This is a genomic window from Bacillus sp. RIT 809, from assembly GCF_016892495.1.
Classification (GTDB): domain Bacteria; phylum Bacillota; class Bacilli; order Bacillales; family Bacillaceae_G; genus Bacillus_A; species Bacillus_A cereus_U.
In genome coordinates this window covers 1-12946 of record NZ_JAFEMR010000006.1, presented here as the reverse complement: position 1 = coordinate 12946, position 12946 = coordinate 1, and the positions used below count along the sequence as shown (strand labels likewise).

Here is a 12946-nt window from a genome sequence, read left to right as displayed (position 1 = left end):
AGTTTTTTTGTATTTAGATGATACATTTTCATCTTACACAACATCAATTCCATGCTCCCTCATTTTTGTCATATATATTTGACATTTTATTTTTCCAAGTGTAGAGTGTCATATATATATGACACTTCGGTACACGAAGCCTACAACTATTAATAGGAGGTTTATATTTGAATAACGTTAAAAACTATCGAAAATCTGAAGGCCTGTCTCAGCTAGAATTAGCTAAAAAAGTTAATGTGGCTAGACAGACAATAAACTTAATTGAAAACAATAAATATAATCCTTCTTTAGCTTTATGTATCGAATTAGCAAAAGCGTTAAAAACAGATTTAAACAGCCTATTTTGGGAGGGAGATTAAATGATGAAAATTGAATGGAAAGAAAAAGTTTATAATAATTTTATTGGAACAATTAGTGAAAGAGATGAGTATCAAAAACAAGAAATCAATAAAGAATTAGCTATAGCTGGAATTGGTTTATGGTGGTTAAATATGTTGGTAATGCTTATTATGTTACTCGTCGATACTATGAACCATACAATATCTATAGGCACTATATTTATTTTTCTAATTAATATGATTTACACTAATTATTTAATCTTTAAATTGAAAAAGAAGGGCCTAAATGATACTGAGTGTGCAACAGAAGAAGAGTATTTAAAACATAAAAAGACATTAAAAAAAGCTGGCTTAAAAGCAGGTGCACTTTGGGGATTCCAAATGTTTGTATTTATGACTTATATCCTTCCTTATTTAGGTTCAGAAGAAATCTCTGTCTCTTTATTTGATGTTGTACTTTGGGGCTGTGCTGGGGCTTTTTTCGGTCTATCCATGTATATAATCGCTTTATTAAATCTAAAAAAATTATATTAAATAACTAGCCCCTCAGTAACTGAAAGTGCTATTTATTATATAAGCGATTTACACATAAAACTTTAATTTTACATATGGTCGTCCTTTCGATTATTAAAAAAGCGATCCAAAATAATAATTGGATCGCTTTTCTTAATAAAATATTACGCTACTTTAGGACCTTTTCTCTCATGTCCACGTTGCACGATAAATAAGAATACTGTTGATAAAATACCGCCTGCTAATAGTAAGATGAAACAGCCGTCCCAGCCAGAACGATCAACAATAACACCAATTGCTGCGTTTGCTACAAGACTTCCACCTACATAACCGAACAGACCACACATACCAACTGTTGTACCTACTGCAAATTTTGGTACTAATTCCATCGCACTTAAACCGATTAAAAACTGTGGTACGTAAATTAAACAGCCGATAATAGAAACTGCAATACTTACAACAAGTACGCTAGATGCTTGCCAATATACAACCGTACCAACAACAACTCCGGCCATACTCATAATACATAATGGCATACGTTTTCCTTTAAATAACTTATCACTTAAAAGACCAACGATTAATGAACTTGGAATTGCCATACCTTCAAAAATCGCGTATGCAGCATGCGCTTCTGTTTTTGAAAAACCTTTAACTGTTGTTAAATAAAGCGGAACCCAGTTAATAACACCGAAACGAATTAAGTAGACAAATGCATTCGCAATACATAAATACCAAACGAACTTATTTGTCACTACATATTTCATTAAAATTTCTTTTGGTGACATCTTATTAGCATTATCTGCTTTTTCAAGATTTTCATAGTCATTACGATACTCATCAATTGGAGGAAGACCTTCAGATTCTGGTGTATCCTTCGCATTAATCCAAACAAGAACTGCAATTACCATTGCGATAATCGCTGGGAAAATAAATACGCCGCCCTGCCAATGATTTTCACCGAAAATACCTACACCAATTCCGACAAGGGGTGGCACTAGCATTCCACCAACGTTATGTGAAATATTCCAAATACCTGTTTTCGTACCACGTTCTTTCTTCGAGAACCATTTCGTCATAACGATACTACAAGGTGGTGCTCCCATACCTTGTACAATACCATTCAGAACAAGTAATGTAACAATCATCCCAAATGAAGATGCAAAACCGAAGCAAATATTTACAAGCCCTGATAAGAATAATCCAACTGCGATAAAGCGCTGGGCGAAAGCTTTATCTGATAAATTCCCCATAAAGAACTTACTAAATCCATAAACAATTGCCATTACTGAACCTAGTAATCCAATTTCAGCTGTACTAAAACCATATTCTTGTACTAAATACGTACTTGATAACGTAAAGTTACTGCGCACTAAATAATAAGCAGCATACCCAACTGAAATTCCCATTAGCACACGAATACGTAATAATTTGTATACCCTGTCAATCATATCCGCCGGCAATCTCTCAATTGCAGGTGCTGGCTTAAGCCATTTAAACATATTCTTTCGTCTCCTTTTCTCACTGCTGAGAGAGACGCTGTCTATTCCATATCTCGATTATTCCACTATTTGATATATTTTTGTTCGTCCTTCTAACCGGCTGACCTTCTATCTCTTTCTGATTCTTCGCAAACATCGTTGGTACGCCAAACGAAACTTTTTCTAAAATGTGCCCCGCTTCTTCTGATAAACAATAATCAATAAATAAGTCCGCAATAAAACCACTCGGTGCACGCTTCAGTTTCGAAATCGCATTAACAGATAATCCTGTTTGCTCAGGTTCATTACTTACAATAGGAAAACCTTGTTTCTGAAGCATTCTCTGATCTCCCGCAAAATTGATGCCTATCATATATTCACCGCTCGCAACCAGTTCTGCGGGCATATAACCATTCACCGTTACTTCACCAACTTGCCTTGCAAGATTCTTAACATACTCTTTCGCTTCTTCTTCACCTAAAGTATCAATAAGTGATTGAAACAAAGTATATGCTGTGCCGGAAACATTTGGATCAGGCATTGCAATCTTCCCCGTATATACCGGATCTAATAAATCTTGCCACCTTGATGGATACGAGAGACCGAGCGGCGCTATTTCTTCATTCCACCGCTCTTTATTAATCGCGATTGCCAGTTTCTCCACTTCATAACCGTACCAATAACCATCTTTATCTTTAACAGTCTTTGAAATACGATTCGCATGCTGGGTCGTAACAGGAATAGAAAGGTTCTTTTGCTTCATCATTTGATGCGCATCTACTGTACCGCCAATAATAATATCCGCCTTCGGATTTCCAGCTTCCTCTTCTACTCTTCGAAGAAGTTCTTCTGTCGATAGACGAATAAATTCATATGTACACCCGCGTTGTTTACAAAATGACGAAAGCAAAGCTTCACCAACTTCCTCGCGGGCCGCTACATATGCAACGAGATGACGATCATTCAAAATAGGGAGACCACTTTTATTATATTTAATAGAGGTTGTATCTCGAGAGCAACTAGACATCGCTCCTCCGATTATTAGCAAAAAGAAGAAAAAGGCTATCTTTCTCATGACACACTCTCCTTTACAAGGAATTCTGCTAGGGAGCCCTTCATATACATTACATTCCCATTATTATCACCGAGATATTGCACAACAAAGTACGATGGATACACAGAAATAGTTAGAATATCCTCCCGCTCATTCTTTACACGTTTGCCTGTTTTATAGGCAGTAATATAAGCAATCGGCTCATTCTGTGATTGTAATAATTTCTGAATTTCTCCGTAATCTGTAATTTGCTTTGCGTATCGAATAGAATCAAATATTTGCGTAAGATCTATAGTACGTATTACATCCCCTTGCCTCACTACAACTTCCTTTGCCTCCGCAAAGAAATTACTAATGCGCTCTGGTGTATAATACAGACTTAACAAATACGTTTGAAATGCTGAGATCATCGGATCCGTACCATTCTTTCCATATACATTAGCCTCATACTGGAACAAGTCACCTACTGCAAAAGTACGTTTATGTCCATTCAAGTACGTTACTTCTCCAGTAAATACTTGTTCTTGATTCCTCGCTTCTCTCGGTTCTATTCGAATTCGGTCAAAGAATGAAACAATCGTATGCAAACGAACTTCATCCGTTACAACAATTTCTCCCCACCTCTCATGCCTTACTTTCACTTCAGTAGGAAGGGATTCATTCACTTTTTGTAAAACGGCTTGTTTGTCATCCACAATTGTGATTCGATTATATATTCGCTTCTCAATAACATAAAACAAAATAAGAGAAACGATCATACAAAAGATAAACATAAGAATTTGAAATGATAGCCTTTTCATTTCTGCCTACCTCCAAGATAAAAAAACGTTGTTTCGAAAATACCGCATAATTGTTTCATAAATGTATCATTTAACCGCTTTCAAGTTTTTTATGTCTTCCATCCGTCTCGGAAGTAAAAATGTCATACATATTGTAGTTCCCATTTCTTCACTACTCTCAATTCGCATACTTCCGCCTTGCTTTTTCATAATCTCCTGACAAATATATAAGCCATAACCATTCCCATAACTAGAAGGAAGCACCTTACCTTCCGGAGACTCATTCCATTCTGCAAGCACACCTTCATCCATACCAATACCATCATCATGAACAAAAACTTTCGCTTCCTGCTCATTTATAATTACATTCATACGAACTCGCGTAGCATCACTATATTTAATCGCATTATCAAGCACATTCAAGAAAATTTGCTTCGTCTTATCAAAATCCGCAACGACGTGTACTTCCGTTAACTCATTCATAACTTCAATTTCAAACTGCTGCAACCTGAGTTTCACAATCGAAACCGCTTCTTCTGCCAATTCTTTAATATTCACGACTGTAGGTGATACTTCAAACGTACTCTTCCCGTACTTTGAAGACTTAAGTAATTCCTCTACAAGTGATAATAGACGCTCACTTTCTACAGACACATAACGGAGGCTCTCCTGCACATCTTCCTTCGATTGTAACTTCGGAATTAAATCTACATACCCGATAATTGCCGTAAGCGGTGTTTTCAGCTCATGCGTAATGCGGTCCAAGAAATCTTTCTGTTTCTCTTTCTCTTCCTTCAGCTGCTTAATATGCAGCTCAATCCCATCAGCCATCGCATTAAAGGACGCTGAAAGCTGCGCAATTTCCACATACTCATTCAGCTCAATCTTACTTTCATAATCTCCATTCGCAAGCCGATATGCCATTTGCCTTAACTGATCAATTGGTTTATGAAGAGACTTCGCCAAACGAATCGCAAAGAAAATACCAGCAGCTACTAAACAAATCGACGTCATTAAAAATGTCCAACTCACATTTGTTAAAACTTCCTTCTCATCCGTTAACTCATTTATAAAACGAATACTCCCAATGACATCGTTTCCATAATAAACCGGACTTGAAAACAAAAGAATTGGAGCTGGGTCTCCCTCCTCGAAAACATAAGATTTCTTTCCCTTCAAAGAACTCTCAATGTCAATATTCCGATGAAGTAACGCTCCTTTTTGTGTATCTGCAACAACATCTCCATTCTTTCCAATCATCTGCACCCGGACATCCATTCGCTTCGCTAAATACGAAGCAATTAAAAGCGAATTAGGACCTAGCGTCTCTACTTCTGCTTCCTTCTCTAAATAATTCATCGTATAAATTTGCGCTTCCACACTTAACTTTTCTAAGGAATCTGCCGCATTATGATACACATTCTTCTCCAGTGCAATATAAACAACCGCATACAAAAGAACAAGAATTGGAATCAACAATCCAACTATCCCAAACACCATATTTCGTTTTAAAGACATATCATCACCTTTTAGCAATCAAGCTTATACCCAACACCATAAATTGTCTTAATATACTCCCCGCTCTTCCCTAGTTTCTTCCTAAGCCTTTGCACCATAATATCAACCGCTCTCGTATTTCCGATATACTCAAACCCCCATACCTTCTCAAGCAACTCATCTCTCATGAATACACGCTGCGGATTCGAAACAAACAACTGACATAAATTAAACTCTCGGTACGTTAACTGAATCTCCTGCCCACTCACATGAAGCTTTCTTTCCTTTGGACAAATAAGTAAATCACCAGCCCCAATCACCTCATGATTTAAAGGAACCTCCTTCTTCTTCACGCGCCGCGCCATATTCTTTACCCGAAGAATAAGCTCCGCATAATTAAAAGGCTTCGTCACATAATCATCAGCTCCAAGCTGAAGACCAAGTAACTTATCATTCATCTGACTCTTAGCTGTCAACATAAGCACCGGAATATCACGATCCTTCTCCCGGAATAAACGTAATAACTCATACCCATCCGTATCAGGAAGCATCACATCTAAAATAAGTACATCCGGCTGCTCATTCCATCTCTCTAACGCTTCTCTCCCATCAGCCGCCGTCAATACTTCATATCCTTCCATCTCTAACTGCATCCGAATCAAATTACGAATGCTCGATTCATCATCTACTACAAGTATTTTCATCATTCTCCTCCTTCCATCCTGTATTATAGTACAGTTTAGTATAGCAAAAATCATACAAAAAAAGAGAGGGTATTGTCGAACATGTATTGAACGACAGTACCCTCTCTCATTTATTAAACTTATTTTTCATACCCATTAGGTTTCTTTTGATGCCAATCCCACGCATGCTCAATAATTGTCTTCACATTTACGTACTCAGGATTCCATCCTAACTTCTCTTTCGCCTTTTGAGAAGAAGCTACTAAGCGCGCTGGATCTCCTGCACGACGTGGTGCTATCTCAGCTGGAATCTCATGATTCGTAACTTCACGAACTGCATCAACGATTTCTTTTACACTAAAGCCATTACCATTTCCTAAGTTGTAGAAATCACTTTCTCCACCATTTTGCAGGTCCTTAAGCCCTAAGAAATGAGCTGCCACTAAATCTTCAACATGAATATAATCACGGATACAAGTACCATCTGGTGTATTATAATCATCACCAAACATCATAATCTTCTCACGTTGACCTAACGCCACTTGTAAAACAAGAGGAATTAAATGCGTCTCTGGACGGTGATCTTCCCCAATAATACCACTTGGAGTAGCACCAGCCACGTTAAAGTATCTGAAAATCTTATAACGTAAATTAGAAGCTTGGCTATACCAATGAAGCATCTTCTCAATCGCTAACTTCGTCTCTCCGTACGTATTCGTCGGATTTGTCATCGTTTCCTCAGTAATAAGGTCTACATCTACCTCACCATACGTTGCCGCAGTAGAAGAGAAAATAAACTTATCTACCTTAAACTCATCCATTACTTCTAGCAAGCAAAGTGCACCATATACATTATTATTATAATATTGAAGAGGCTTCTCCATACTAACTCCAACTAAAGAATCAGCTGCAAAATGCATAACCGCCTCAATATTTTCTTGTTTAAAAACATCTCTTAAAAATGCTTTATCACGAAGGTCACCGTTATAAAACTTCGCACCTTCCGTAATCGCATCTTCATGACCAGTTTGTAAATTATCTACTACTACTACAGATAAACCTTCATCTACTAATTTTTTCACAGCGTGAGAACCGATGTAGCCGGCTCCACCGCAGATTAGAATTGAATTCATTGTATACCTCCTACATATATTAGGATTTCTTACTCACTTTCTTATTATAAAAGGTATACGATTGCTCGTATACCTTTTGTGTACCTTTCATTACTTAGCCACAAAATAATCCGTTACATATTGTGCCCAAACTTCATGCCCTTTAGCACTTGGGAAACCGAACTCCTCTTGTAAGTACGGTAAAATTGCTTTCGTTGTTGCATCAGGCCACGCTCCCCAATGATCAACATATGTATAACCATTTTGCGTCGCAAATTGTTTTAACGCTTCAATCGATTTCGGATAATTCTTCGCACCATACACTGGGTTTGGTGGTTGAATCATAATTGTAGCGCCCTTTGCACTAGTAGAAAGTGCCTGAACAAACTTCTGTGTATTTGCAACAGAGTTCCCATTACCGTTTTTTCCGTTATCAGTAATAAATGGTGGCTCAAATAAAATTACATCTGGATTTTCTTTCGCAATCTCTTTATCGCGTTTATTCGTGATTAATTCCTCTGTACTTTCACCCTTATATTCCTTTACCGTCACATTCCATAAACCTTTACCGTAAGAAGCCTCTAAATTAGCAGTGAACTTAGCTACCCAAGCATCTTTTTCAGATGAAGAAGCTTCATCACCAACAATAACAAGATTTACAGCCTTTTTATCCGCAGCAGCTTTCTTTAACTTCTCTTTCACTGCATCTGGCAAGTTCTTTGCGTACGCTTCATTAAAAGATGCCTTTGCATCTTGTTTTTTCTCTTCTTTCTTCGCTCCGTTATCTTTCACTTCAGCCTTTGTTTTCGTTACTTCACTCGTTTGCCCTGTTGCATTCGCAATCTTTTTATTCCAATATAGTTTACCGCTCACAACCGAAGCAATAAACAATACAAAAATAAATAGCACAAGTACTGCTTTCTTATTCATCGATTCACCTCATCTATTAATCTCACAACATATAATACTAATATAAATTCATGCAAAAATAAACCCAACTCCTTCCAAAGGAGTTGGGTTCAATACATATTACTTAGTCAATTCAAGATGTGCTTTTAACTTATTCGTTAAATCTTGTTTTGCTGCATCTGGAACATAGTAGTACCAAATACCATCAGCGGCTTTATGGCCGTCACCTGGGATTTGGATATCCTCACTGTTCTGCAGACAATTTTTATAATTCTTTTGCATATCAAACATTTGATCTTGCGTTAAATTTGTTTTCACATTCTTTTGAATCGCTGTAAGTACATCACCATAACTTGATAAAGAAGAGAAGCTTGCGCCTTTCTTAATAACAGCCTGCATCACTTGACGTTGACGCATTTGACGACCGAAATCGCCGCGAGGGTCTTCTTTACGCATACGTGTGAATGCTAGTGCTTGGTCACCTGTTAGGTGAATATTTCCTTTTTGGAAGTGCTTCCCTTCAAGAGAGAACTCTAAATCATTATTAACATCGACACCGCCAACTGCATCTACGATATCTTTAAATCCTTCCATATTCACTTCAATATAGTAATTGATAGGAACATTTAAGAATTTTTCTACAGTCGCTACAGACATATCTACGCCGCCAAATGCGTATGCATGGTTAATTTTATCACTTTTACCTTTTCCAACGATTTCTGTATATGTATCACGAGGGATACTTACTGTTTTCATTGAATTATTTTTAGGATTTAATGTGATGACCATTAAAGAATCCGAACGTCCTTTATCCTCACCACGCTCATCGGCTCCTAGCAATAGGATAGATACAGGTTCAGAATTACTAATTTTTTCTTCTTGTTTATTACCTTGATCACGCTTTAATGGTTTATGAACTTCATCTAATGTTTTTGAAACAGAAGAGTATATATTATAAGCGTAGACTCCTCCACCTATAATTAATACTCCTATAATCCCTAATATCCAAAATAGGATTTTCTTTTTCATAGTTTTAACCTTCCTTCTTTAGGCGCTACTATCAAATTATTATGATGTCAAAATACATTATACATGCAATTGACTTTTGAAGCCAAAGCATATTGATAACTTGATAAAAATTTCGCACCATTTAACGAATCTTCTAGTTAATAGCTTCTTGATACCCATTCTTATTCTCAGATTGCCATCTCCAAGAGTCTGCACACATCTCTTCTAATCCGCGTAGTGCTTCCCATCCTAATTCACGCTTCGCTTTCGATGCATCTGCAAAACATACTGCCACATCACCAGGTCGACGCTCCGTAATTTTATAAGGAACTTCTTTGCCCGAAACCTTTTCAAATGCTTCAACCATTTCCAACACACTATAACCAGTACCTGTACCGAGATTGTATGCATCTATCCCAGTAGTGCCAAGTACCTTTTCAAGCGCCTTTACATGGCCATTTGCTAAATCTACAACATGAATATAATCACGGACACCCGTGCCATCTTTTGTTGGATAGTCATTTCCAAATACACTTAATTCCTTTAACTTCCCTACTGCTACTTGCGTTACATATGGCATTAAGTTATTTGGAATTCCGTTTGGATCTTCTCCAATACGTCCACTTTCATGTGCACCAAATGGGTTGAAATAACGAAGTAATGCGATACTCCATTCTGCATCCGCAAATGCTACATCACGCATAATTTGTTCAATCATTAATTTCGTTTGACCATATGGATTTGTTGCACTTAATGGAAACTCCTCCGTAATTGGTGATGTTTCTGGGATACCATACACTGTTGCAGATGAACTGAAGATCATCTTCTTCACATCATGCTTCTGCATCACTTCACATAGCACTAGTGTGCTTGTAATGTTGTTATGATAATACGTTAACGGAATTTCTACTGATTCCCCTACAGCCTTAAAGCCTGCAAAGTGAATAACAGCTTCAATTGTATTTTCTTCAAAAATCGTATCAAGTGCTTCTCGATTTAAAATATCTTCTTTATAAAATTTAAACTGTTTTCCTGTTATCTCTGTCACTCGATTTATAGACTCTACTGAGCTATTCGAAAGATTATCTACTACTATAATTTCGTAACCGTTTTTTAGTAATTCTACGCATGTATGACTACCAATATATCCCGCTCCACCTGTTACCAGTATTTCCATGATTATCCCCCTAAATTAATTCCTATATTCCTACTAGAATAAACATTATTTATAATTATTTCACATCACATAATAATAACTTTAAAGGGCGTTAGACTTGTCTTTTATCTATCTCTAATTAACTATAGCTCCTATTTCAATTTATTTAATCCTATATTTTCTGTAAGATATTTAATTAATTTACCAAAGGAGCAAATTATATACCTTTTAAAAGCCTTCTTATATTATTTAACATCCCAAAACATCAAATATCCTAGTATGCACATAAACAAAATAAGCCTATTCCTCTCCTTTGCTGTTTGTTCTATTCGAAAAAACCAAAACTTCCATCTATTCTATCCTATAATTTATTTTCTTTCTCACATATCTAACTAAATTCAATTATATTCAAAAAGTTTATCTTCTATTTTCTTGCATATCACATTAGAAACTTATAAAACCCTATCAATCCAATTATCTTGCTCCCTCTCCTGTAAATACAATCTTTATTGTTTGAAAAATTATTTTTACATCCGTGTAGATACTTTCTTCTTCAATATAGATTAGATCTAACCTAAGCTTATCTGCCGGTTTTAAATCGTATCCTCCATTTACTTGGGCATATCCTGTAATACCGGGTTTCACATTCACCCTTCTTATAAAATCCGGATTATCTTTAGTAAATATTGAAGTGAAATATGGCCTTTCAGGTCTAGGTCCTACTAAGCTCATTTCTCCTCTTAGCACATTAATAAGTTGTGGTAATTCATCTATCCTTGTTTTTCTTATAAATGCACCTACCTTAGTAACACGTGGATCATTTATTACAGCCCATTGTTGTCCATTTTTTTCCGCATTATCGGTCATAGATCTCAATTTCATTATATTAAAGTAAATGCCGTTTTTCCCAACTCTTTTTTGAATATAAAATATTGGACCACTAGTTTCTAATTTTACTAGTAAACCAAATATGAATATAACGGGAAAGAAAACAACCAATCCTGCTATAGCAAAAATTATATCTAGTATACGCTTAAATAAATGATATTTTTTTGAAATAGGTAAACTACACTCTACCAATTCTAATTTATACTCTTCTACTAGGTTAGTGTGAAAATTATCTTGTTCTTTTACAGCATTTGTTTGGCTAAGGTTTGTCATATTCCCCACTGTTTCACTCTCCTTTAAATTATTTCTAATAAAATAACCCTTAACGAATTATCCTCAATACTTCATAAAAAAACCAACTATTTTAAAAATAGTTGGTTTTTTTACTTCAAATTTATTTAGCATAACTATCTTTCCGTGGCCCACTTATCAACATTTCTTCCTCTAATACAGTCCATAAATCCTATTAAACATCCATAATTAATTAAGAAAAAGTACCCGCAAAGTTTCGTTAATCTTGAATTAATTTGAAATTTAACTTCAACTAAAGCTAAAGTATAACAAAAAACTTGTACACCAAAAGAAACATTATATAGAGTTTCACCTATTAAAAATAGATTGGTACAAAACAATACTATTAACGGAAAAAACGAAAAATTCCTTAATACTTTATGTGAAATTAAAGAAAAACTAAATTTATTTAATGAATGAAGCCTCTTTAAATTTTGGAATGCATAAAAGATAGCTTGAAAGCTGCCATTCGATACCCTTTTCCTCATCTTTATTTCTTGCTTGTAATCTTTAGTCGGTTCATCAAAAGCTATAGCTTTTTCACAGTATACAAATCTCTTATTTTCATTATTCACATTTAAAGGAAGTAGAAAATCCTCAGGTATAGATGCATTACCACTTTCTAGATATAATTCCTTCCTAATCGAAAATAAAGCACCACTAGCAGTTACCAATGAACCATATTCACTTTCTTGTTTTTTAATAAATTTTTCATATTTGCTAAACAACCCTTGTTGATCCGATGTAGAAGAAGTATTAATTTTTTTATAAACCAAATTACCCGCTACTCCTCCGACATTTCCATCTCCATACGAGTTTGCAATCTCTTTAATACAATCCTTTTCTAAAATACTAGCTGCATCAGAGAATACAATAATTTCTCCATCAACATGATTAATTAATTTATTAATCATGTTACATTTCCCTATATTTTCTACACTTTCAATAAGTTTAATATTTTTGTGTTCCACTTGAAATTTTCTTATAATACTAACAGTCTGATCTGTAGAACCATCAGATCCTATAATTATTTCTAACTTATCTTTTGGATAACTTTGCCCTAATAAACTATATATTTTTTTGGAAATATGTTTTTCTTCATTATAAGCTGATACAATCACACTTACATTTGGTAATATTTGTTTTTTAGTTAGATTTACTGTTTTATTATTGCTTATTTTATTTAGAATTAACAATAATAGTGGATAACCAATAAAAATATAAAACAAACTAAAAATAG

General features: G+C 35.4%; 13 protein-coding genes. 2 read left to right on the top strand and 11 right to left on the bottom strand.

Annotation, left to right across the window (positions count from 1 at the left end; translation table 11 throughout):
* Positions 1-167: 167 nt before the first annotated feature.
* Together JTF23_RS08445 and JTF23_RS08440 are read left to right on the top strand one after the other, a co-directional pair.
* A complete protein-coding gene (locus tag JTF23_RS08445) occupies positions 168-359 on the top strand; it encodes a helix-turn-helix transcriptional regulator (protein ID WP_002089683.1) in 192 nt (63 codons plus the stop codon).
* Positions 360-872, top strand: a complete 513-nt coding sequence (locus tag JTF23_RS08440; RefSeq protein ID WP_016106667.1) for a DUF3278 domain-containing protein — start codon at positions 360-362, stop codon at positions 870-872. It begins immediately after the preceding gene.
* Positions 873-1015: 143 nt separating this feature from the next.
* Here JTF23_RS08440 and pgtP read toward each other — a convergent pair whose 3' ends face one another.
* The 11 genes from pgtP to JTF23_RS08385 form a co-directional block, all read right to left on the bottom strand.
* Positions 1016-2350: an MFS transporter gene (pgtP, locus tag JTF23_RS08435; RefSeq protein WP_002159818.1), complete on the bottom strand. Its 1335-nt coding sequence runs from the start codon at positions 2348-2350 to the stop codon at positions 1016-1018.
* A 19-nt stretch (positions 2351-2369) separates the two neighbouring features.
* Complete coding sequence (locus tag JTF23_RS08430) at positions 2370-3404, bottom strand: ABC transporter substrate-binding protein (RefSeq protein ID WP_204208504.1); 1035 nt, start codon at positions 3402-3404, stop codon at positions 2370-2372.
* Entirely contained in the window at positions 3401-4183 is a 783-nt protein-coding gene (locus JTF23_RS08425; protein ID WP_204208503.1) for a DUF3919 family protein, read from the bottom strand. The genes JTF23_RS08430 and JTF23_RS08425 overlap by 4 nt, the downstream gene beginning before the upstream one ends.
* Before the next feature lie 66 nt (positions 4184-4249).
* Positions 4250-5680, bottom strand: a complete 1431-nt coding sequence (locus JTF23_RS08420) for a HAMP domain-containing sensor histidine kinase (protein ID WP_204208502.1) — start codon at positions 5678-5680, stop codon at positions 4250-4252.
* A gap of 11 nt (positions 5681-5691) precedes the next feature.
* Positions 5692-6363: a response regulator transcription factor gene (locus JTF23_RS08415; RefSeq protein WP_002159814.1), complete on the bottom strand. Its 672-nt coding sequence runs from the start codon at positions 6361-6363 to the stop codon at positions 5692-5694.
* A gap of 119 nt (positions 6364-6482) precedes the next feature.
* Positions 6483-7475, bottom strand: coding sequence for a UDP-glucose 4-epimerase GalE (galE, locus tag JTF23_RS08410; protein ID WP_204208501.1), 993 nt, complete (start codon positions 7473-7475; stop codon positions 6483-6485).
* A gap of 90 nt (positions 7476-7565) precedes the next feature.
* Entirely contained in the window at positions 7566-8384 is an 819-nt protein-coding gene (locus JTF23_RS08405) for an SGNH/GDSL hydrolase family protein (protein WP_204208500.1), read from the bottom strand.
* A 99-nt stretch (positions 8385-8483) separates the two neighbouring features.
* On the bottom strand, positions 8484-9392 hold the full coding sequence (gene tagU, locus JTF23_RS08400; RefSeq protein ID WP_204208499.1) for a polyisoprenyl-teichoic acid--peptidoglycan teichoic acid transferase TagU: 909 nt from the start codon (positions 9390-9392) through the stop codon (positions 8484-8486).
* Between the two features lie 133 nt (positions 9393-9525).
* Positions 9526-10548 carry a UDP-glucose 4-epimerase GalE gene (galE, locus tag JTF23_RS08395; protein ID WP_204208498.1) on the bottom strand — a complete coding sequence of 341 codons (1023 nt, stop codon included), beginning with the start codon at positions 10546-10548 and terminating at the stop codon, positions 9526-9528.
* A gap of 453 nt (positions 10549-11001) precedes the next feature.
* Positions 11002-11688: a sugar transferase gene (locus JTF23_RS08390; RefSeq protein ID WP_204208602.1), complete on the bottom strand. Its 687-nt coding sequence runs from the start codon at positions 11686-11688 to the stop codon at positions 11002-11004.
* A gap of 134 nt (positions 11689-11822) precedes the next feature.
* A partial coding sequence (locus JTF23_RS08385) for a glycosyltransferase (RefSeq protein ID WP_204208497.1) occupies positions 11823-12946 on the bottom strand: 1124 nt, incomplete at its 5' end.